General features: G+C 26.9%; 17 protein-coding genes, 1 pseudogene and 1 CRISPR repeat array. Of the genes and pseudogenes, 16 read left to right on the forward strand and 2 right to left on the reverse strand.

Going from position 1 to position 22,621, the window contains the following annotated elements; genetic code table 11:
* The first annotated feature begins 1 nt into the window (after position 1).
* From IC219_RS08970 to IC219_RS09005, 8 genes are all read left to right on the forward strand, one after another.
* Positions 2-1,150: a hypothetical protein gene (locus IC219_RS08970; RefSeq protein ID WP_227853326.1), complete on the forward strand. Its 1,149-nt coding sequence runs from the start codon at positions 2-4 to the stop codon at positions 1,148-1,150.
* A 20-nt stretch (positions 1,151-1,170) separates the two neighbouring features.
* Positions 1,171-2,241 carry a DNA repair protein gene (locus IC219_RS08975; RefSeq protein ID WP_160743622.1) on the forward strand — a complete coding sequence of 357 codons (1,071 nt, stop codon included), beginning with the start codon at positions 1,171-1,173 and terminating at the stop codon, positions 2,239-2,241.
* Positions 2,242-2,251: 10 nt separating this feature from the next.
* On the forward strand, positions 2,252-4,234 hold the full coding sequence (gene cas3, locus IC219_RS08980; RefSeq protein WP_227830977.1) for a CRISPR-associated helicase Cas3': 1,983 nt from the start codon (positions 2,252-2,254) through the stop codon (positions 4,232-4,234).
* 278 nt (positions 4,235-4,512) lie between these two features.
* Positions 4,513-5,593: direct repeats of the CRISPR family, unit length 29 nt; unit sequence GTTTAAATTACACTAAGTTAGTTATAAAT.
* Between the two features lie 338 nt (positions 5,594-5,931).
* Positions 5,932-6,894, forward strand: a complete 963-nt coding sequence (locus IC219_RS08985) for a helix-turn-helix transcriptional regulator (RefSeq protein WP_227830976.1) — start codon at positions 5,932-5,934, stop codon at positions 6,892-6,894.
* A gap of 76 nt (positions 6,895-6,970) precedes the next feature.
* Entirely contained in the window at positions 6,971-7,606 is a 636-nt protein-coding gene (locus IC219_RS08990; RefSeq protein WP_227830975.1) for a type 1 glutamine amidotransferase family protein, read from the forward strand.
* A 939-nt stretch (positions 7,607-8,545) separates the two neighbouring features.
* Positions 8,546-8,962, forward strand: coding sequence for a hypothetical protein (locus tag IC219_RS08995; RefSeq protein ID WP_227830974.1), 417 nt, complete (start codon positions 8,546-8,548; stop codon positions 8,960-8,962).
* A complete protein-coding gene (locus IC219_RS09000) occupies positions 8,963-9,175 on the forward strand; it encodes a helix-turn-helix transcriptional regulator (protein WP_176702544.1) in 213 nt (70 codons plus the stop codon).
* Positions 9,176-9,400: 225 nt separating this feature from the next.
* Complete coding sequence (locus IC219_RS09005; RefSeq protein ID WP_227830973.1) at positions 9,401-9,619, forward strand: hypothetical protein; 219 nt, start codon at positions 9,401-9,403, stop codon at positions 9,617-9,619.
* A 223-nt stretch (positions 9,620-9,842) separates the two neighbouring features.
* On the opposite strand, the pseudogene IC219_RS09010 reads toward IC219_RS09005, so the two are convergent.
* Both IC219_RS09010 and IC219_RS09015 read right to left on the reverse strand, forming a co-directional pair.
* A pseudogene (locus tag IC219_RS09010) lies at positions 9,843-10,984 on the reverse strand (IS256 family transposase).
* Between the two features lie 170 nt (positions 10,985-11,154).
* Positions 11,155-11,775, reverse strand: coding sequence for a hypothetical protein (locus IC219_RS09015; protein WP_227433815.1), 621 nt, complete (start codon positions 11,773-11,775; stop codon positions 11,155-11,157).
* A gap of 412 nt (positions 11,776-12,187) precedes the next feature.
* Between IC219_RS09015 and IC219_RS09020 the strand changes: the two genes are divergently transcribed.
* From IC219_RS09020 to IC219_RS09055, 8 genes are all read left to right on the forward strand, one after another.
* The gene (locus tag IC219_RS09020) at positions 12,188-13,276 is read left to right on the forward strand and encodes an SH3 domain-containing protein (protein ID WP_227830972.1); all 1,089 of its coding nucleotides are present in this window, start codon (positions 12,188-12,190) and stop codon (positions 13,274-13,276) included.
* A gap of 14 nt (positions 13,277-13,290) precedes the next feature.
* Positions 13,291-13,965, forward strand: a complete 675-nt coding sequence (locus tag IC219_RS09025; protein ID WP_227830971.1) for an ABC transporter ATP-binding protein — start codon at positions 13,291-13,293, stop codon at positions 13,963-13,965.
* A gap of 12 nt (positions 13,966-13,977) precedes the next feature.
* A complete protein-coding gene (locus IC219_RS09030) occupies positions 13,978-15,138 on the forward strand; it encodes an ABC transporter permease (RefSeq protein WP_227830970.1) in 1,161 nt (386 codons plus the stop codon).
* A 118-nt stretch (positions 15,139-15,256) separates the two neighbouring features.
* The gene (locus IC219_RS09035; RefSeq protein WP_227433819.1) at positions 15,257-15,448 is read left to right on the forward strand and encodes a hypothetical protein; all 192 of its coding nucleotides are present in this window, start codon (positions 15,257-15,259) and stop codon (positions 15,446-15,448) included.
* 1,203 nt (positions 15,449-16,651) lie between these two features.
* On the forward strand, positions 16,652-17,494 hold the full coding sequence (licT, locus tag IC219_RS09040; RefSeq protein ID WP_227830969.1) for a BglG family transcription antiterminator LicT: 843 nt from the start codon (positions 16,652-16,654) through the stop codon (positions 17,492-17,494).
* 155 nt (positions 17,495-17,649) lie between these two features.
* A complete protein-coding gene (locus tag IC219_RS09045) occupies positions 17,650-19,578 on the forward strand; it encodes a beta-glucoside-specific PTS transporter subunit IIABC (RefSeq protein WP_227830968.1) in 1,929 nt (642 codons plus the stop codon).
* 79 nt (positions 19,579-19,657) lie between these two features.
* A complete protein-coding gene (locus tag IC219_RS09050) occupies positions 19,658-21,085 on the forward strand; it encodes a 6-phospho-beta-glucosidase (protein ID WP_227481936.1) in 1,428 nt (475 codons plus the stop codon).
* 645 nt (positions 21,086-21,730) lie between these two features.
* The gene (locus IC219_RS09055) at positions 21,731-22,621 is read left to right on the forward strand and encodes a ketose-bisphosphate aldolase (RefSeq protein ID WP_227481937.1); all 891 of its coding nucleotides are present in this window, start codon (positions 21,731-21,733) and stop codon (positions 22,619-22,621) included.

Consider the following 22,621-nt stretch of genomic DNA (forward strand, 5'->3'; position numbering starts at 1 on the left):
TATGGATAGAAGTTACAATGTATTTGTTGATAATGGTCTATATGTATTAGCGTATTATTTGAATAAAGATATTAATGATATAACTTATCAAGACATAGAGAATAGTATAGATTTAATGAGTGATAAAATTGAAGAATTTGTAAGTTGCGAAAAATACTCTAATTTGAAAAGTATGTGCTTTAGTAATTCTACATTAACTCAACCAAAAGGAAAAGTTACTTTAAAGGATAAACTAAAAGGTTTTGTTGAAAACAAAGGAAATGAATATTGTAGTTTGTGTGGCCAATATAAAGCTAAAGTTAAAATTGAAGATAAAGAATATAATATAGGAAGAAGCTATATGCCTAATTTAGTTGCAAATACATTTTATAATTTTTCTAATAACTTGCAAGGTTTGAATGTATGCCCATACTGTTTAGTATTGACTATGTATTCAATTTTGAATTGCAGAGTTAGTAGGTATGTTTTTTTATACAATTCTACATCAGATGAATTTATGAAAGATTATACTTGCCATATTCAAGACGAAAATTTAACCGATGTAGAGTTAGGGGCAAAGAAAGAAAAAGAAAAGTATTCAATTGTAAAATTATTAGAAAGTCTAGTATGTAAATACAACTTATTTGATGGTGATATAGAGCAATATATGTTTAATAACTCTGGTCAATCTCAGGATATTCAGGTGAATAACATAAAAAATAGTTATGTAAATTTGTTAATGAAATTACAAAAAGAAGCATTACTAAGAGAGTTTAAAGATTTGCATCTAGAAATATATATACTAAGGGGTACTTTAGAAAGTAACTATCTTAGAAAAATCTATAATTTAGACAAGAGAGAGAAAGTAGCTTCTGATGAACTTATTGTATTTTTAAACAGGGAGGTAAATGTATTGAAAAAAGTCAAAATAGATATAATAAAAAAATTAACGGATAAATTAAAAACTAGTGACTTAGATATAGACAAAATATATAAGGAGCTTAAAATGTTAGGAAAATTTTATGCATATGAGGACTGGTTAGTTAACTTAAATGAAATGTATTATGAAAAAACTGGAGAAAAACTATTTGAAGCAGAGGATTATATTGAGTTGGATGATATAAGAAGCTTTAGACAGATTAAAAATTTAATATTAGTAAGTTTAATTTAATAATATTATGGAGGGTTAAAATGGAAAATAAAAATTCAAATAGAATGTTAAATATAGGGTATGCAATAGAAGTTTTATGTGGGCGATTAAATGGAAGTAGTAGTGAAGTAGAAAAGAAAAATAATTCATATAAGAATTCTACTTATACTAAAAAAATAGGGAGCAGAAGTAGAATCTCAAGTCAATGTCAAAAATACAATCAAAAGCTATTTATGGAACAAGTTTGTGGTTATGAACAAAATGTTAAAACTAAAGATGGTAAACAAGTAAAATTGGTTCCAAACCCATTTAAATATGCGACAGATGATATATTTGGGTTTATGATGGCGGAAAAATTATCTATAGAAGAAGAGGTATACAAAGAATTATCAGATGAAGAAAAAGAAATATATAAAAAAAATAAAAAGAAATATGAAGCAAATATAACTAAAAAAAGAAAGTCAAGATGGCAAATGAACTCTTTAATAAATGTATCAAATAGAAAAGTTGAATGGGAGTGGAATGTTTGTGGAACTACAGGAGATAGTATGCCATATCAAGTTGAGGTATATTCAGGAGTACATACAAATATAGCAAATCTTAATATAGGAAAGATAGGAGAGTATGATGTATCTGATATAGCAAGTGAGCATAGAGATTATACAACTTTAGAAGCTAAATTAATTGGTGTTGAAAAGTTAGATAAAGAAGAAAAGTTTAAAAGAATAGAAGCTCTCCTAAAATCACTAGAATACTTAAGTGTAGAAGGTAATAAGACAAATCATTTAACTGATACAAAACCAAAATTTGTTATATTGGGAGAGTATTCATGGGGAAATAATGTATTTCAGGGTATTATCAAAGAAAATGGCTTAGATGTAGAGATGTTAAAAGAATCTATAGAACAAAATGAAGAATTTAGAAAAAGCGATATATGGATTGGGGTAAATAAATTTTATGATGATACATTTAATGAGATAGAAGTTAATAATGAAAAGGAACAAACAAAGAAGTATTTAGAAGAAGAGTTTGAAGAGTATGATTTTATAAAAATATCAAATGTACATCAAGCTTTTGAAAGTTACTTAAAATATTTAAAGGAGACTTTATAAAGGATATATCATGAATAATTTATATAAATATAAAGCTAAATCAGATGGGACAAGTATAGATAAGCATAATAAAGATATGAATTACATAATGAATCAATTAGTTAGTATATATAATATATCTAATGATATGAAAAATGATTTATATGAGGCAATTGTATGTCATGATGTAGGGAAAGTAGTAAAAAGCTTTCAAGATAATATTGAAAGTAGCACAAGAAGAGTTAGACATGAGTTATTATCAGCAAGTATTAAGTATTTAAATAGAGGTCAGAAGTTAGCTATATTAACCCACCATAAAGATATAAAGTTTCTAGAGGGTCAAATAACAAATTCTATTTATGAAATTGAATTAAAGGAATTAAAGGAACTATTAGATATTGAAGTAGAAGATATAAGACCATTTATAAAGGAAATATCAAGAGCAAGAAATGATGATACTAGAAAACTTGAAAATATATTATTAAAAGGTTACTTGCAATATTGTGACCATATAGCTTCTGCGGGAATTAAAAGTATAGATAAAGGATTTAATTCTATTAAAGATTTTAGTATACCAAAGGGTGTAAGTTATAATTCAATACAAGAAAAAGTTTTAAATATGGATAAAAATGAAGATATAATGATAATGGCTATGACAGGTCTTGGAAAAACAGCAACATCATTGTATTGGAGTAACCTAGTTCAAAATGAATATAAAAGTAAGAGAGTGTATTATATACTTCCTTATACAGCAAGCATAAATTCTTTATATGAAAATTTATATAATAGAAATGTAAGCGTAAGTATGTTACACAGTAAAGCTCCATATTTTTTGAATAAAATTAGTGATGAAGAAGATATAAAAAAACTTTACCAGATATACAAAAAAAGTGTAAAACAAATTAATGTATGTACTATATTTCAATTAGTAAAGTCAGTATTTTCTTGTAAGAGATTTGAAATGCTACTATCACAATTAAAAGATAGTATATTTATAGTTGATGAAATACATTGTTTTGATACAAGAGTATTGTGTTATACATTGGAATTTTTAAAATATTTAAAAGAAAACTTAAATGTAAAAATATGTATAATGAGTGCAAGTATACCAACTTGCTTAAAAAAGTTAATACAGGAAAGATTGCAAATAAGTACAATTATTGAACCAGATAAGAATGATTTAATATTTAGACATAGATTGAATAGATTAAATGAAGGAATACTTGATAGCATACATAAAATAGAAAATGATTTAATTCAAGGAAAAAGAGTATTAATATGTGTCAATTCAGTAGATTTATCTCAAGAGTTATATGGAAGGCTTCAAAAATATAACCCTAAATTAATACATGGTCGATTTAATACTAGAGATAGAGAACAGGCGGAAAAAGGAATAGATGAGAGTTTTTTATTGATAGGTACTCAAAGTATAGAGGTAAGTTTGGATATAAGTTATGATGTCCTTTATACAGAGTTAGCACCTTTAGATTCATTGTTACAAAGATTTGGTAGAGTAAATAGAAAGGGAGAGAATGCTGAGTTGAGCAATATTTATATATATGATTATGATAGAAAGCTTAATATATATGATGAAGATATAATAAATAGGACTGATATAGTAATATCAGATATAATACATAATGATAATTCCATAGTTGATGAGAGTAAAGTTCCATTTTATTTAGATAATGTCTATTTAGATATAGATATGGATAAATATAATAAACATAAAGTTGCTTTAGAGATTATAATGAAAAATATGAGATTAGGAGTATGGAATAAATCTGCTAATAATGATATGTTAAATAATGATAGTATTAGTGTTGTGCCTGAATGTCTTTTAGAAGAGTACAAGTTGTATATTGATAAAAAAATGTATTTAGAAGCGAGTTCATTATTTGTAAATGTATCTGTAAAAAGATACAATTATAATAAAAAGATGTTTTATGAATGTGGAGATATAGTCGTTACAAGTTATAGTTATAATGATAAACTAGGTATAATATTTGATTAGATTTTTAATTAAATCTTAGATTGTTAAGAGAATTATAATATAAATAATTAAAATATTTTATTGAGAATTTGTTATAATTTATATCTACTACAAGTTTTATATGTTACAGTAGAATATTTTGCAGTGAGCGAAAAATATGTGTAAATAGCTGTGAGCTAGTGATGGTAAGGTTGATAACTGCTTTTTTGTTTTTAGCTAAAAACACTACTGGTGGCTCACTGCAAATTATCTATTTTAATAACACTAAAAGTGTTGGAATCACTATAGTTTTATTTGGGGTTTAAATTACACTAAGTTAGTTATAAATCCTCTTGACGGGGCTTAAAGCACTTTTAACTAATTAGTTTAAATTACACTAAGTTAGTTATAAATTTGCTATTGCTTGTTAAACTACAAAGAAGAACAATAGTTTAAATTACACTAAGTTAGTTATAAATTTCAATTTTTCTTCTATATTAACCAATCTATCTTCAGTTTAAATTACACTAAGTTAGTTATAAATTGTGAAAAAATGCATATAGAAGACATACAGGATATAAGTTTAAATTACACTAAGTTAGTTATAAATTAGGGAATTAGGAAGACGGCTATTCTCCCCCTATATCCGTTTAAATTACACTAAGTTAGTTATAAATTTAAAAAAAGTTGGATTATCATTATAACTTTTTACTTGTTTAAATTACACTAAGTTAGTTATAAATAGAAACATCTCCAATTTCTTCTACTCTGATCTTCTCGTTTAAATTACACTAAGTTAGTTATAAATATCGACCCTACAAGCGTTATTTTTTTGCAAGATAACAGTTTAAATTACACTAAGTTAGTTATAAATAGATACATGTTGTCTCCAAACAGAGTATTGGCTTTAAGTTTAAATTACACTAAGTTAGTTATAAATTTTAAAATGGTAATTCATCATCAAACACGTCTACAGCGTTTAAATTACACTAAGTTAGTTATAAATTATTATAATCATTTTCTTGGAACAGATAACTTCATGTGTTTAAATTATACTAAGTTAGTTATAAATACAACAAAATCATCTATAGAAATATCAGAAAAAACTAGTTTAAATTACACTAAGTTAGTTATAAATTCGTCTACCCATTCTCCACCACCTTCTCCATCACTAGTTTAAATTACACTAAGTTAGTTATAAATAAATGTGGTGAAAAGATATGGCTATAAAAAGAATACAAGTTTAAATTACATTAAATTAGTTATAAATTGTCGTGGTATATTAATATAAATAGTCTTTAATATAGTTTAAATTACACTAAGTTAGTTATAAATATAATTCTTCCTGAGATATTTAGTTTTTCACCCAATTGTTTAAATTACACTAGGTTAGTTGTAAATTTACTTATTCATTAAAAAACTTAACTAAGGATTTGATTTATATTATTGAATTAGCAAGAATTTTGAAAAGTAGAAAATTATACCCCAATAATACCCCAACTATAAAAATAAACAATAAAAAACATTGAAAAAAATTAGTCCAACATCATAACTAAATAGCTATATACCTACACTTACAAAAACCAACAAAACAATCAAATAACCACTTATAGACTCCCCTCGTCTCCACCATTAAAAGCCACAAAAATATTAGCAAATTGCTAATATTTTTTTTGTGAAAATTAATCTAATAACATATATAATTAACTTATAAAACATATATGAAGGGGTAAAACTATATGGCTAAAATTGACAACATGATGTCTATATTATGGATATTAAACTCAGATAAAAAAGTTACTGCAAAACAAATATCTGAAAAACTAGAAATAAATATAAGGACTGTCTACAGATACATTGATGCATTATCTGCTAGTGGAGTGCCTATAATTTCAGATACAGGTCATAATGGTGGGTATAGCCTTTTGAATAACTTCATTAAAGCACCTCTTTTTTTTGATACAGAAGAGCAAACTGCTCTACTTCATGCATCTATATTTGCTAAAGAAGAGGGATGTTTCTTAGATGACACATTAGATAAAGCAACATCAAAGTTAAAAATGTATTCAAATCAAAAACAAGAAGAAATTTTAACAAAACATTTAATAGGTTTTGAAGTAATAAAACCCACTGGAAAAATATCTGTAGAATCTGTACTTAAAAAGTTGAAAAATAGTATAGTAAATGAATTATCTATAGAAATCAACTATCGTACAGGTCGTGAAGAAAAATCAAAATGTAGGATTATAAATCCATATGGAATTGTTCGTTGGAATAATAATTGGTACATAGTAGCATTTTGTCAAATGAGAAATGAGATTCGTAGTTTTAGGGTAGATAGAATTAGTAGTGTCATAGAAACATCAAATACTTTTAGTAGACCAAAGGAATTCTCTGCAAGTGAATTTTTTATAAAAGGGATTATGGATGAAACAAAAGATGAAGATAATCTTATAACATTAGTTATAGAAGGAAGGATGAATTCATTGGACAACTTATGTCAGCATTGGCTTCTAGGATACTATTTGAAAGAAAGGACTCCAAATAAAGTAATATTTAAACTTCAAGAAGATATAATATTTACCTATGTACCAAATATACTTATACCTTATAGAAAATCGATACAAATAATTGAACCATTAAGTCTTAGGGATAAAATGGTTGAAAATTTACTCGAATTAATTAATCATTATCAAATTTAATAACTTGACTGACAGAGTATGTCAGTTAAGTTATTTTACAATTAGGTATATTAATTAATCATATAAGGAGAAAAAAATGAAAAATAGAAAAGTATATATGTATGTATTTGATACTATGTCAGATTGGGAAGTTGGATATTTAACTGCTGAATTAAATACAGGAAGATATTTTAAAAAAGGATTAAAACCATTAAAAGTACTTACAGTAGGAGTTAATAAAAATCCTATTATAACAATGGGTGGATTAAAAGCTTTACCTGAGCTTACAATTGATGAGTTTAATATGGAAAGTAATGATTTATTAATTTTGCCAGGGGGAAATACTTGGACATCTATAGGTCATGAGAAAATATTAGAAAAATCTAAAGAAGCTTTTGAACAAGGGTCTATAGTTGCAGCTATTTGTGGTGCTACTTTAGGGCTAGCTAAAAAGGGTTTACTAGATTTTAGAAATCATACAAGTAATGATTTAGAATTTCTAAAAATGGTGATACCAAGTTATTCTGGAGAAAAATATTATAAAATGGAATCTGCAGTTAATGATGAAAATTTAATTACTGCTTCAGGAATTGCACCATTAGAATTTACGATACAAGTTTTAAAAGTTTTAGATGTTTTTAAAGAAGAAGCATTAAGTTCTTGGTTAAACCTTTATAAAACTCATGATTCTAAATATTTTTTCGAACTAATGAATTGTAATAAAGAAGTTTAAGGTTTGTTTTTAAATGTAATGTAGTATAATATAGTTATAGATAAAATAAAAAGAAACTATAATCTAGTGGGTAGAGTAGTGGTTTCTAGTATAGATTACTTTTTAGTGAACTTGAATTTAATTTTAAATTCAAATTCTAAACCACTTTTTCTACGACCAATAGATAAGTGGTTTTTTATTTTATCATATATGTAATTAGTACTTATAGCAATACAAATAGAAACGATAGCTCCTATAATAAAATTTATAATTAGTTCTATACAGAGTACACCTAGTTCCTACATACTATAGGAACTAGGACTATATGAAACCACCACTCATAGATTGTAGTTTCTTTTGTTGTGTTATATCATAGAATAGTAAAGTGATGTATATTTTTAATAAAAACTTAGAGTTGTATATGAAATGAATTAATCGTGGGTATTATTCCTGCGATTCGTCTCCACCAATTTGTAAAAAAGAATAATGAAATACTTGGAAATACTAGTCAATATTGACTAGTATTTTTTATTTTGGTGATGAAATCTACCAACCGTATCTCAACCACAGAAAAATGTTTTTTGAGGGAATATGGGGGTGCATTTAGGTTGTATAATTATATATTTCAATATTGCATGTTCATTAGGAAAATAGTTAGCAAATGATATGATTGATAAAATAGATATAGTAAACTAATCTAGCACTGTATTGTAATGTTTTAAAGAATATGTTTTTATAGTAGAAGAGTTTTTTAAATAGACAGTTCCATAAAAATGAGTGAAGAAGTAGTTTTATAATATTATTTGTAACTATTTGATGTTTATTATGAAATTTTTTATAAGTTATATTTATCAAGATATTACTAAATATTTACAATATTCTATTGCAATTTATTTGGAAAAGTTATATATTTATAACATAAGGTGTTATAAATATATAACTTTTAAGGAGTGATTTTATATGTATAAATCAGAAACTGGTGTAAGATCAAAGCTCATCTTGGAATTACTTGTAATAACTTATTTTTTTATAGCTGTATTAGCGACTAAGTATATTTTTAAAGGTCCAAGTACCGCTTCTCTTCCAGGGTTGAGTTGGTTAATAGTCTTTGGATGTTATTCAATTTATAATAAAAAATATAATGATTTAGTTGATGAATCATCTAAATTTATACTATCAAAGGTTAATCAGATTGCAATAAAAATAATGATATATTCTATAGTTATAATAGCTATTTTTTTTGCAACACCTTATACAAGGAATATAAATATATCAAACTTGGATACTGGTATAATTCTTATTGCTGTTTTATTTATACAATCTTTATCTAAATTAATTTTGTATATATATTTTGATAAAAGGGGGATATGTAACTAAGTGGCAATATTGATGAAAACAAAAATTAAAGAATATAGAGAAAAACTCCTTATGACACAAAATGAACTTGCCAAATCAGTTGGGGTAAGACGTGAGACTATTGTGCACTTAGAAAATGGAAAATATAATCCTTCTTTAAAGTTAGCGATGGATATTGCTAAAGTATTTAATACTACAGTAGAAAATTTGTTTGAATTTATTGAAGAAGAATAGTGGATAGATTGTAAATATTTATAAGATGATTAATGAAATATAGTTATTTAATTATTAAGTTTGTTGAAAATATTTATATATAATATAATGTGTGATTAAGGTTAGATTATAATTGTTTTAAGATAAGAAGAGTATTATAAATTATAAAAATTAGTGAATATACAGTTAATTAATAAATAATAAATAAAAATTTAAAGTTTAGATGCGAGGAGGGGGTATAGTTTTATGGAAGCTAATAAGACATTGTTGCAATCACTATATAAAAAAATTATATTACAATTTTCCAAAAATACAGGTAAAAGTTTGGATTATTTATATACTTCTGAAACATATAAACTTATAAGTGAGGGTGTATCAGATATGCATTGTAAGGGTCATATATACTTAACTCAAGAATTAATGCTAGAAAATGGATTAATGTATCATAAGGGCTATCCAAGTTAAATAGTTGAAAAAGTAGATAGAGTCTGGAAATATTTATGTGTATTCTTTAAATGAAAATTTATTTTTTAAGTGATAATTAGATATTTATTGATAAGGCTATGGTTGTAAAAATCATAGCCTTACTTTCATGTTTTTCTATTTTTCGAAAAATTATTATCTATTTAAGAAAATTTCTTGATTTTTTTGAAATATTTCTTTATTAACTTAGAGTTAAATTTCTTTTTTAAAAATAAATACTTAAATGGGTTAAAATCTGAGTCCAATTTCTAATTATCTGAGTCCATTTTTCAAAAATATCCATATTTGCTAAGTATAATGATTTGTGTAAAGAATCATCTGAAGGAAAAATATACTTTGATTTAGTAACCTTTCTTAATAATTTATTGTAACTTTCTATTGAATTTGTAGTATATATCAATGTTCTCATCTCTTGAGGATATTTAAAATATGTTGCTAGTTCATTCCAATTATTTTGCCAACCTCTTAATGCTTTGTATATTGATTACCCCATTTTTTCTCTAAGAACGATAGACCACTTAACGCTACTTCTTCTGTAATTGCAGCATATACTTTCTTTAAATATTTTGCAAATTCTTTTCTATTTTTGTATGATATATAATTTAAAGTGTTTCTAATTTGATGCACAACACATCTTTGTATTTCAGTATCAGAAAATACTGCTTTAATTGTATCAGAAAATCCAATTACAGAAGCTATTAATATAACCTTAACCACTCTATTTCTAACATATGTAAATACATTTAGCTAATACTTTCAACCTTTATTTTCTCCAATCCATATCCCTAAGACCTCCTTTATACATTCTAAGTTAATACCTATAGTTATATATGTTGCTTTGTTTATTATTCTACCTTCACTTCTAACTTTATAATGTATAGTATCCATAAATACAATTGGATAAATTATACCAAGTGGTCTATTTTGCTATTCATGAGCTAAAGGTATAACTCTATCAGTAATTTTAGCTATTAGTGAATGGGATATATCAACTCCGTAAATATTTTTAAGATGACTTGATATATTTCAAGTAGACATGCCTTTTGAGTACATTCCAATCACTTGGTTCTCTATTCCTGATATATCATTTTCGTAGTTTCTAATTACCTTTGGTTCAAAATCTCCATTTCTGGACCTTGGAATATTTAAAGTTATTTCTCCAAAATCTGATTTAACATTTTTATTTTTATATCAATTTCTAGAGTTTTTAGTGTTTCTATTATTATATCTATCATAACCTAAATGCTCATCAAGCTCTATTTCTAACATCTGGTGAATTGTACTTGCAAATAAATTTTTCAACATATCTTGAACATCTGTAGTTATTTTAACATCATATTCTTCAATAAGTTTTTTTCACTTTGTTAAAGATAAAAAGTGTGAACTTTTCTTTATATAGTGATATTTGATGTTCTAATCATCACTACTTTTTGGAAAAATACACACTTTATATTAAAGCCACTAGAAATAATAGAAGAATATAAATTTACTTATAGAGTTATCCTAGATATTTTTATTTAGTTGATTAAAGTAATATCAAACATAATATATTTACCAGTTAATAATACACCAATATTAAAATCTCCACTTTCGATATTTACTGATTTTAACTTTCCATCTTCATTAGATGCAAGTTCATTTATTTGATTATTTAAATCAGAGTAATCTATATTATTTTTAACTATAATATTTGATAAACTATGAAATAAAGTATCCTCTACTTTGAATTTATTACCTTTAAATGTATCTTTATCAGTATTTATTGCTAAAGTAACTCTCCAAGATCCTTCATTAGCTTTAGAAATATATTCTGCAATTAAAATATCACCAATTGTAGTGTTTGAATTATTCATATGTGTCTTATAAATATCTCCAGGTTTTTTTTCTATACCTTCATCAAATTCTCTATCCTTAATCTCTATACCATTTTCTTTAAATAGTTTTTCTACTTGAGGTAAGACTTCTTTATTTAATTTATCCATCTTTTCTAAAGTAAAATTAGATACACTTTGAGTATCAGATGGTACTTGAGTTATTTTATTACTCTTATTGTTATTATTTGCTGATTCACATCCTATAGTTAAAGATGTTGTTGCTACTAATAAAAGTGCTACTATGTGACTTTTTGTTATTTTCATACTTTTTCTCCTTATATATAATCGTTTTATTTGATAATAAGAAGTTTATAATATATTAAAATGAAACTCAATGCTATAGCTAAAGAGTAAACATACAATTAACATATGATGTATAGTTTGTAGCGTATTAATTTATGGATGATACTAAAGGAAGAATTTCCATAATAAAACAAAGAGATTAGCTTGTGATAAATCAAATATACAAGAACTACGTTTATGTAAACATAAGATTAACATTAAGATGTTACACTCATACCAGAGTTAAGGATTAGCTCTAAAGCCTAACATTTATCAAAGTAAATATTAAGATGTTATATTGGTGATGAGAAATACAAATATAAGATAAATTATGGAAAATATTAAAGTGTAATTATATATTTACAGTACTTTACAATACTTAAGGAGGAATATCATGAAAAAACCAAAAAAACTTATAGTTATAGCAGCTATTACAATAACTCTAGCAGGATCGGGGGCATACATAGGGCTTAATAAAAATGCAGAGGCAAAACAACAACAGCAAATGAATTTAACAATGAACACTCTATCAGTAGAAAAAGGAAATATAAAATCAGTTGTATCAGCTGGAGGAAAAGTTTCATTAATTGATGCAGAAGGAAACAATCCAAATGCCATTAAAATAATTGTATCAGTGAATCAATATGATGTATCTCAGTTAGAAGTAAATCAAATAGTTGAGATAAATGCAAAGGCATTTCCAGATGAAACTATAAAAGGAACAATAACTGAAATATCTAACAAAGCAGAAGAGGGAGAGAGTCCGACATACAATGTAACTGTGGCAGTTTCTAACCTGATACTTGAAGTTGGAGAGAGTAAATACGAAGAAATAAGTGTAAGAAAAGGACCATCTAAAGAATATGGAAAAGTAGCTAAAATAGAAAAAGGAGATAAATTCCACATATTAGAAAGAAAAGGAAGCTGGATGAGAGTTAGATTAGAAGATAACACACAAGGGTGGATACAAAAACATGGAGTTAAGTTAGAAGGAATAGATAAAAAAGATGTAAAGGTAAAAATAGCTAGCAATGATACAAGTCTTAGAAAGAATAATGCATCTAATAGTAAGAGTCTTGGTAAATTATTACAAGGTGAAGAAGTAGCAATACTAGATAAAAAAGAGAATTGGTATAAAGTTGAAACTAGTGACAAAACTATTGGATGGATTTTAGAAAATAATTTAACTATACAAAGTCTTAAAGATGGTATGTCTGTAACAGGTACAATCATAATAAACGAAAAAAATGATGTAATAAAGATTCCTGTAATGGCGGTTCAAAAAGATGAAAAAGGATACTTTGTTACTCTTGCAAGTACAAGTGGAAAAAAATACATTGAAACAGGAATTACGGATTCAGAATATATAGAAGTTACAAAAGGACTTTCAGAAAATGAAAGTATAAGTATACAGTCATTTAAAGGCTCTGTTGAAAATTCAGGGGCAGAATTAAGTTCAACAATGGAAAAATCAATAGAATAGAAAGGTGATAATATATGAATGATTATGTAATACAAGCTAAGGACTTAGTGAAATCATATATCATAGGCGATGAAAAAATAACTATATTAAAAAAGGTTTCATTAGATATTAAAAAAGGTGAATTTGTATCTATAATAGGTCCATCAGGTTCAGGTAAATCAACTTTTATGAATATTATTGGTTGTTTAGATTTAGCTGATAATGGTGAATACATACTGGACGGAAAAAGTATAACATCACTAAGTGAAGATGAGTTAAGTGCTGTAAGAAATAAGACAATAGGATTTATATTCCAAAGCTTTAACTTATTAAATAAATTATCAGCTTTAGAAAATATAGAACTTCCTCTTATATACCAAGGTAAAACGCCTAAAGAAAGAAGAGAAATAGCTATAGAATGTCTGAAAAAGGTTGGACTACAAGATAAATTAAATAATAGGCCGAATCAATTATCTGGAGGGCAACAACAAAGAGTAGCAATAGCAAGAGCTCTAGCTACAAATCCACAAATACTTCTAGCTGATGAGCCAACAGGAGCATTAGATAGTAAAACAAGTAAAGAAATACTTGAGATATTAGAAGGTCTAAACCAAGAAGGTAAAACTATAATTATGATAACTCATGACATGGATATAGCAAGAAATGCTAAAAGATTGATAAGAATTAAAGATGGTGAAATTTTTGAATAGGGGGTGGCGTATATGAATATTTTCCAAATAGTTAAGATGGCATTAGGAGAAATCAAAGCTAATAAACTACGCTCATTTCTTACTATATTAGGTATATCAATTGGTACAGCCAGTGTAATTCTATTCGTTACAATATCTATAGGTAGTAAACAAAGTATGTATAAAAGTTTTGAATCAAAGCCACTAGATTTAATAACTACAAGTGTATATGGAGATAAAAAAATAACTGAATTTGATATAAAAGTATTGAAAAGTAGTTCGAATGTAAAAGAAATATCTCCAGAAATAAGTGATTCAGCAACTGTGAGTTATGATAAAAAAGATAGTAAAAAAAGTATAGTTGGAACGGATGAAAACTATGCAAAACTAAACAACACTAAAATCAAGAGTGGTAGATTTATTATGCCAATTGACAATGATAAATCAACTAAAGTTATAGTATTAGGGAGTAAAGTTGCCAGTGAATTATTCCCTAAAGGAGATGCACTTGGAAAAACAATAAATATTAAGTCTATACCATACAAAGTTATAGGTGTATTAAGTAAGATGGATGAAGCTTATAATAGCCCAGAAGATGATACTATATATATGCCTTATAAAACAGCACAAATTGTTTTAGGAGTAAGTGATATATCTAAATTAAATGTACAATCTGCTTCAAATGATAGTGTTACAAATACAATGGATGAAATAAAAGCTCACTTTACTAAAAAAGGTATGGCACCAAACGATTCTTATGTATCAAGTAATAAAGAAATGATAGATTCAATGAAATCAATGGATGCCATTATGAACCTAATGGTAGGAGCAATAGCAAGTGTATCTTTATTCGTAGCAGGTATAGGTATAATGAACATGATGTTAGTATCTGTAAATGAGAGGACTAAAGAAATAGGTATAAGAAAAGCGTTAGGGTCTCCTAGAAACTTTATACTAGTACAGTTCTTAGTAGAATCTCTTACAATAAGCTTAATAGGTGGAATATTAGGTTCTTCAATAGGTATACTTGGATCATTTCCAATACTAGGAACAATGGGGGCTGAGCCTTATATAGCATGGAATGTAGTATTTGCTGCAGTTGGATTTGCAGTATTTATGGGAGTAGTGTTTGGAATATCTCCTGCAAATAAAGCATCTAAGTTACAACCAATAGTAGCACTTAAATCAGAATAAAATTACACATCAAATAATTTGTTAGATAATTAATATACTGTTTAGCAAATTTAATAAATATTAGTTTTATGAAAAAGGTAATAAAATAAAAAATATATAAAATAAAAGGAGAGAAAAAATGAAATTTAATAAGAAATTTACAGCAATAGTAATAGTATCAATGGTGGCTCTTAGCGTAATTGGATGTGAAGGTAAGAAGGAAATAAATAATACACCAAAAGAGACAGAGCAACAGAATAATTTACCAAAACTAGGCGAGGAACAAATAGAAAAAGGTCTTGAAGATGGAACAATAGGACGTGATCAATAAAAAATATATATGATTACATCAAATACCTTAGAATAATATGAAACATAAAAATAAACCTAGTGGTTAATAACAAGATACTGGGTTTATTTTTATTTTATATAATTAATATTTAATAAAATTCAGTGATATGCTTATCTTTAATATACAAAATGTGTATACTTATAAATAACTTAACATTACTTATTATATAATAAGTAGATGGATGTTTTATAATCCCAACTAATAAGCTTAAAACATATAAATATATCGTCAACTCGTTGCTAAAGCAACAGATACAGTCGTTATCTACATGAAATAGTGCGTCTACACATGGTTTAAGTGAAGCAAATTTTTTATTTATGAAGTGGCAAAAGATTAATATATAGTTATAAGTTCTGAAATTTCTGCTTTATACGCTAATGAGATATAGGAATTAGTAAATAGTGGAATTATGTTTATAAAAAATAACTAAATTAAAGTATCCTAAGTAAATATGATGATAGCAGAAAATGCTTATACCAATTGGATATGAGTATTTTGTGCTTTAATATAAAATAAGCAACTATATAAAAATCTATTAAGAATTAGAATATAGCTATTATAGATTTCTTTTCTACAATTAACAATATAGCATGAGATATAAATCGAAGAGCCTAAACAATAAACTTATAAGGTAGAGGAATTAATAGTGTGCTCAACTAAACTAAGAAAAAACAATATATTTTATTAGGATTGGTATTTCTAATATCGTTTATATTAATATCTGTAAGGATAGTAGTATTTAAAACATTTACACAGATTATGAATTTTTCGGATTTTTATTAATTTCAATAGAGTTTTTGGTAGTACTAAGTATAGATTACTTTATATTTATATTGATTCAAAAAAATATTAAATTAGACTCATAAATCTTTTTATTGTTGATATAGATTCTAATTCAAATGAAAAAGTTAGTAATTGAATTTATGAATAAGATAAATGACCTTCTATGATAAAAATTATGATGAGAGTAACAAAAAAGATTGTAGTCTATATATATAAATATAAAATACATTGAAAGAAAACGTTGACAAAATATATCTAATGTTTTATCATAATAATTGGAATTAGGTAGTAATTGTTTAAGTACAAGCTAAGCTTATTCATTAATAATAGCAGTATCCTAGGAAGGATTGTGCCCATTATTATGGATAAGCTTTTTTTATGCTCAAAAGGAGGATAATCATGATAATTAATAAGATATTAAATAATAATGTTGTAATTACATTAGATGGCAATGATGAAGAAATTATTGTCATGGGCAGAGGCATTGGATATCAAAAATCAAAAGGCGATTTAATAGATAAAACTAAAGTAAATAAAGTATTTAGAATATCAAATAAAGAAATATCAAATAAGTTGCAGGAATTACTTAATAATATTCCTATGGATCACATGAAATTATCAAGTGAAATTATAGAGTATGCACAAATAAAGTTAAACAAGAAGTTAAATGAAAGTATTTATATATCATTAAGTGACCATACATATTCTGCAATTCAAAGAATGAAAGAAGGAATAAACGTAAAGAATGCAATACTTTGGGAAACTAAAAAGTTCTATAAAGAAGAGTTTGAAATTGGAATGAAAGCGCTAGATATTATTGAAAGCAGAACAGGTGTAAAATTACCTGAAGATGAAGCTGGATTTATAGCTTTTCATATAGTAAATGCTCAGTTAAGTGAAGGTCATACTTTGGCATCTGATATTACAAAGTTAATACAAGAAGTACTTAGTATAGTTAGATATCATTTTAGGATAGAATTTCATGAGGAATCAGTATTTTATTATAGATTTATAATGCATCTGAAATTTTTTGCACAGAGATTACTTTCAAATAGTGTACATGAAGGTGAGACAGATAAAGACTTATTAATTATTATTAGGTCTAAATATAATAAAGAGTTTGAATGTGTAGTTAAAATTAACAATTTTATTAAAAAACAATATAACTACATATTAACAGATGATGAACTTATATATTTAACAATACATTTAGCTAAAGTAGTTAAAGATTCAAATATGTAAGTTGATAATTTTTCAGCAGTATATAGGCAGTATATAGTAAGGGTTATTGAAAGGAGTGATACTAACAAAACTATACCTATGGTTGGATGGTAACATTGAGTTGGCCAAACCTTCAAATTTCAAAAAATTAATTTAAAAGAAATATGGAGGAAAAAATGGGAAAATACAAACAATTAGCACAAGACATAGTAAAAAATGTTGGTGGAAAAGAAAATATTAGTGGATTAGTACACTGTATTACAAGACTACGTTTTACATTAAAAGATGAAAGTATAGCAAATGACGATGTGTTGAAAAATATGGAAGGTATTGTTACTGTAATGAAAAGTGGAGGGCAATATCAAGTAGTTATAGGAAATCATGTTGAAGCTGTCTATAAAGATGTAGTTGAAATAATTGGCTTAGATGACTCAAGTGCAAATTCGGAAACGAAAAAGTCAGGTAGTATGTTGGATAAATGTATAGATATAATATCAGGAATTTTTCAGCCAGTACTAGGAATAATGGCAGCCTGTGGTATGTTAAAAGGATTTAATGCTTTATTTGTAGCAATGGGATTATATAGTAATGTGTCTGGTGGATATATGGTAATAAATGCAGCAGGAGATGCATTATTTACATTCCTTCCTTTATTTTTAGGATATACTTCAGCTAAAAAATTTGGTCTAAAACCAATGTTGGGATTAGCACTAGGAGCTGCAATGTGTTATCCTGCCATACAAGGTAGCAGTATATCGGCAGGTACAGATGCAATGTATACTTTATTTAAAGGAACAATGTTTGCATCACCAGTATATATTGATTTCTTTGGATTACCAATAATATCAATGGATTACACTGGAACAGTTGTACCAATTATATTTATAGTTTATTTTGCATCTAAGTGTGAAAAATTATTTAACAAGATTGTTCCAGACTTAGTTAAGTTTTTCTTTGTACCAATGCTTACATTATTGGTAGCAATACCTGTTGCACTTATAGTTATAGGTCCTATAGCAACATTTGGCTCTACACTTATTTCGCAAATTGTAATTTCGATAAGAGATTTTAGTCCACTATTAGCAGGTGCTATAGTAGGGTTCACTTGGCAAATTCTTGTTATTTTTGGTATGCACTGGGGATTCATTCCTGTATATATAAACAATGTTATGACTTTAGGATACGATAATGTTATGATGCCATTCTTTGCTTGTACATTTGCAAGTTCAGCAGTTGTATTAGCGATATTCTTTAAGACTAAAGATAAGAAATTAAAAGAGATGGCAATACCAAACTTTATATCTGGTATATTTGGAGTTACAGAACCAGCAATTTATGGAATATTATTACCTTTAAAGAAACCATTTATAATAAGTTGTATTGCTAGTGGTATTGGAGGAGCTTTCTATGGATTCTTTAATCTTAGAAAGTTTATAACTGGAGGGATGGGAATATTCGAACTTCCAGCAATGATTGAACCAGATGGGGGAACGGGTAACTTAATAGTAGCTCTTTCTGGTATAGCTATATCAATGGTTGTAGCTTTTGTATTAACTATGGTGTTATATAAAGACAAGAAAGAGGAAGCAAAAGATAAGGGAAAAGATGAAATAAAAGAAGAAACAAAAGAAGTTAAGTCTACTAAATTAGAAAAAGAAATAGTAGTAAGCCCTATAAAAGGTGAAGTATTAAATTTAAGTGATATAGAGGATGCGGCATTTGCATCTGGTGTACTAGGTCAAGGTGTAGCAATAATACCTAGTGATGGAAAGGTAGTTGCGCCAGTAGATGGAGTGGTTACAACTTTATTCCCAAGTTTACATGCTATAGGAATTCTCTCAGATGAAGGTGTTGAAGTGCTTATTCATATTGGATTAAATACTATTCAGTTAGAAGGAAGAGGTTTTGAGGCATGTATAAAGCAAGGTGATAGGATTACAAAAGGTCAAACTATATTAAACTTTGATATTGATGTAATAAAGAAATCAGGATATAGTGTTGTAACTCCAGTTGTTATTACAAATTCATCACAATTTTTAGATGTGGTAGAAACAAAAAGTAAAAATGCTGAATTAGAAGATAATCTGATTACAGTTATATTTTAGGAAGAGATTAAAGTATTAATAAAAGACTAAAGCATTAGCATAAGTTAATGCTTTAGTTGTAATTTTAGGAGGCTTAACTATGAGTTTTAAAAAAGATTTTTTATGGGGAGGAGCTACTGCAGCTAATCAATGTGAAGGTGGATATAATGAAGATGAAAGAGGTCTAGCAAATGTAGATGTATGTCCAACAGGAAAAGATAGAACAGCAGTTATTACAGGAAAATTAAAAATGTTTGATTTTGATGATGAGCATTATTATCCAGCTCAAACTGGTATTGATATGTACCATAATTATAAAGAAGATATAAAGTTATTTGGTGAAATGGGATTTAAAGTATATAGAATGAGTATTGCATGGAGTAGAATATTCCCAAAAGGTGACGAAGAAACACCAAATGAAAAGGGGCTTCAGTTTTATGAAAATATATTTAAAGAATGTAAAAAGTATAACATAGAGCCACTAGTTACTATTACACATTTTGATTGTCCAATGCATTTGATTGAAAAGTATGGTGCATGGCGTAATCGTAAAATGATAGGCTTTTATGAGAAACTATGTAATGTTATCTTTAGAAGATATAAAGGATTAGTGAAGTATTGGTTAACTTTTAATGAAATAAATATGATTTTACATGCTCCATTTATGGGTGCTGGTATTTGTTTTGAGGAAGGAGAAGATGTTGAAAAGATAAAATATCAGGCTGCTCACCATGAACTTGTAGCTAGTGCAGTTGCAACTAAAATAGCACATGAAGTTGATGCAAATAACTTAGTTGGATGTATGTTTGCGGCTGGAAGTGTATATCCTTATAGTTGCAATCCTAATGATGTATGGGAAGCTACGAAGTTAGATAGAGAAAATTATTTCTTTGTAGACGTGCAATCTAGAGGAAAATATCCTAATTATGCATTAAAATATATGGAACAAAAGGGTATTACACCAGAAATGGAGATTGGTGATATTGAATTATTGAATAAATATACAGTAGATTTTATTTCATTCTCATATTACAACAGCCGTTGTGTTAGAACTGATGAAAACTCAGATGATGTAGCTGAAGGAAATATATTTACATCTGCTAAAAATCCATATCTTTCATACAGCCAATGGGGATGGCCAATTGACCCACTAGGTCTAAGAATTACATTAAATCATGTATATGATAGATATGAAAAGCCATTATTTATTGTAGAAAATGGATTAGGTGCAAAAGATATAGCTGATGAAAATGGCTATGTAGAAGATGATTACAGAATTGATTATTTAAGAGAGCATATAAAAGCTATGTACGATGCAGTTTCTATAGATGGTGTAGATTTATTAGGTTATACTACATGGGGGCCTATTGATTTAGTAAGTGCTGGTACAGGTGAAATGGAAAAGCGTTATGGATTTATATATGTAGACAGAGATAATATTGGTAATGGAAGTTTGAGAAGAACGAAAAAGAAAAGTTTTGAATGGTATAAGAAAGTAATTGCTTCAAATGGTGAAGATTTAGATTAGGGAAGAAGAATATAAAACTAATGATATGTATGATTTTTTCTATTTTACCTACCATCAAAATTTAAGATAATTAAAAAAGAAATAATAAAAAATAATATATAAAAATCCAAAAAGGAAGTTGAACTTAAAGTTTGATTAGAAAAAATCAATTTTGAGACAACTTCTTTTTAATATTTTTGATACTAATATAGCATGCACTATGGTACGAGTATCTTTAAAATTAAATAGCTCACCAAACATAGTTTTATTTCTCAAATGATGACCATATACTATTACACCTTTACCATTTTAAAAATTATTTCTATAATCCATGAAGATACTACCTATTGTAGAGTTTAAATGAATACTTATAAAACAATCGCAATTACTGGAGTCTCCTTTTGAGCTTATTGAGTATAGAGAATGGAATTTATCATCTAATGGAATAGTTCTTTTTAAAAGATTCTTTGCAATTAACCATGATATAGACTTCTAAAAATTATTTAGTGAAAAGGAACTCAGAGTGTATAATAAAAGTTCCTTTTTCAAAAGGAAAACTATTGTCATTTTCGAACTTTTATTATCCTGATATTATTTAAATATAACAACAACAAAATAAATCACAAACAAATCAAAACTAAAATTTAAAATATCAGGAGGTACAATATGTTAATAAATATGAAGGAAATGTTAAAAGTAGCACAAGAAAATCAATTTGCAGTACCAGCATTTAATATAGGGAGTGGGCAAATACTTAAAGCGGTAGTACAGAGTGCTAATGAAAAAAATGCACCAGTAATACTTGCAATACACCCAAATGAGTTAAGTTTCCTAGAAGATAGCTTTGTAGCTAGTTGTATAGAAGAAGCAAATAAGAGTAAAGTACCTATGGTAATACATTTAGATCATGGGGCAAATAAAGAGCAAATATTAAGAGCGATAAAATGTGGATTTACATCAGTAATGATTGATGGCTCACATTTATCATATGAAGAAAATGTAGCAATATCTAGAGCAGTAGTAGAAATTGCAAAAGGATTAAATATATCTGTAGAAGGAGAACTTGGAACAATAGGAACAACTGGAACATCAGGAGAAGGTGGTTCTGATGAAATAATATATACAAATCCACAATTAGCTAGGGATTTTGTTGAAAAAACAGGTGTAGACACATTAGCCATTGCAATTGGTACAGCACATGGTATATATCCAAAAGGGTTTAAACCAGAGCTTAAATTAGATTTATTAAAAGAAATAAAAGAAGTAGTAGATATACCTTTAGTTCTTCATGGCGGATCGTCAAATCCAGATGAAGAAATAGCACAAGCAGTTAAACTAGGAGTTTGTAAAGTAAATATTTCAAGTGATGTTAAATCAGCGTATTATAAGAAGTGCAGAGAAGTATTAGAACAAAATCCAAGTTTATATGAACCAGATGCTATATATCCACAATGTATAGAAGCTGCAAGGGAAGTTATAGAGTTTAAAATGAATTTATTCAATGACATAGATAAATTAAAATGCTTTTCACCAAAAGAAGAATCAGTGATTGGATAA

The organism is Clostridioides sp. ES-W-0018-02 (assembly GCF_020658175.1).
Classification (GTDB): Bacteria; Bacillota; Clostridia; order Peptostreptococcales; family Peptostreptococcaceae; genus Clostridioides.

What these genes read in the sequence shown, in the direction of transcription:
- IC219_RS09020 (WP_227830972.1), top strand. Translation starts at nt 12,188, where the DNA reads ATGAAAAAACCAAAAAAACTTATAGTTATAGCAGCTATTACAATAACT.
- IC219_RS09050 (WP_227481936.1), top strand. Translation starts at nt 19,658, where the DNA reads ATGAGTTTTAAAAAAGATTTTTTATGGGGAGGAGCTACTGCAGCTAAT.
- IC219_RS09025 (WP_227830971.1), top strand. Translation starts at nt 13,291, where the DNA reads ATGAATGATTATGTAATACAAGCTAAGGACTTAGTGAAATCATATATC.
- IC219_RS09030 (WP_227830970.1), top strand. Translation starts at nt 13,978, where the DNA reads ATGAATATTTTCCAAATAGTTAAGATGGCATTAGGAGAAATCAAAGCT.
- IC219_RS08995 (WP_227830974.1), top strand. Translation starts at nt 8,546, where the DNA reads ATGTATAAATCAGAAACTGGTGTAAGATCAAAGCTCATCTTGGAATTA.
- IC219_RS09015 (WP_227433815.1), bottom strand. Translation starts at nt 11,775, where the DNA reads ATGAAAATAACAAAAAGTCACATAGTAGCACTTTTATTAGTAGCAACA.
- IC219_RS09045 (WP_227830968.1), top strand. Translation starts at nt 17,650, where the DNA reads ATGGGAAAATACAAACAATTAGCACAAGACATAGTAAAAAATGTTGGT.
- cas3 (WP_227830977.1), top strand. Translation starts at nt 2,252, where the DNA reads ATGAATAATTTATATAAATATAAAGCTAAATCAGATGGGACAAGTATA.
- IC219_RS09055 (WP_227481937.1), top strand. Translation starts at nt 21,731, where the DNA reads ATGTTAATAAATATGAAGGAAATGTTAAAAGTAGCACAAGAAAATCAA.
- licT (WP_227830969.1), top strand. Translation starts at nt 16,652, where the DNA reads ATGATAATTAATAAGATATTAAATAATAATGTTGTAATTACATTAGAT.
- IC219_RS09005 (WP_227830973.1), top strand. Translation starts at nt 9,401, where the DNA reads ATGGAAGCTAATAAGACATTGTTGCAATCACTATATAAAAAAATTATA.
- IC219_RS08975 (WP_160743622.1), top strand. Translation starts at nt 1,171, where the DNA reads ATGGAAAATAAAAATTCAAATAGAATGTTAAATATAGGGTATGCAATA.
- IC219_RS08990 (WP_227830975.1), top strand. Translation starts at nt 6,971, where the DNA reads ATGAAAAATAGAAAAGTATATATGTATGTATTTGATACTATGTCAGAT.
- IC219_RS08970 (WP_227853326.1), top strand. Translation starts at nt 2, where the DNA reads ATGGATAGAAGTTACAATGTATTTGTTGATAATGGTCTATATGTATTA.
- IC219_RS09035 (WP_227433819.1), top strand. Translation starts at nt 15,257, where the DNA reads ATGAAATTTAATAAGAAATTTACAGCAATAGTAATAGTATCAATGGTG.
- IC219_RS08985 (WP_227830976.1), top strand. Translation starts at nt 5,932, where the DNA reads ATGGCTAAAATTGACAACATGATGTCTATATTATGGATATTAAACTCA.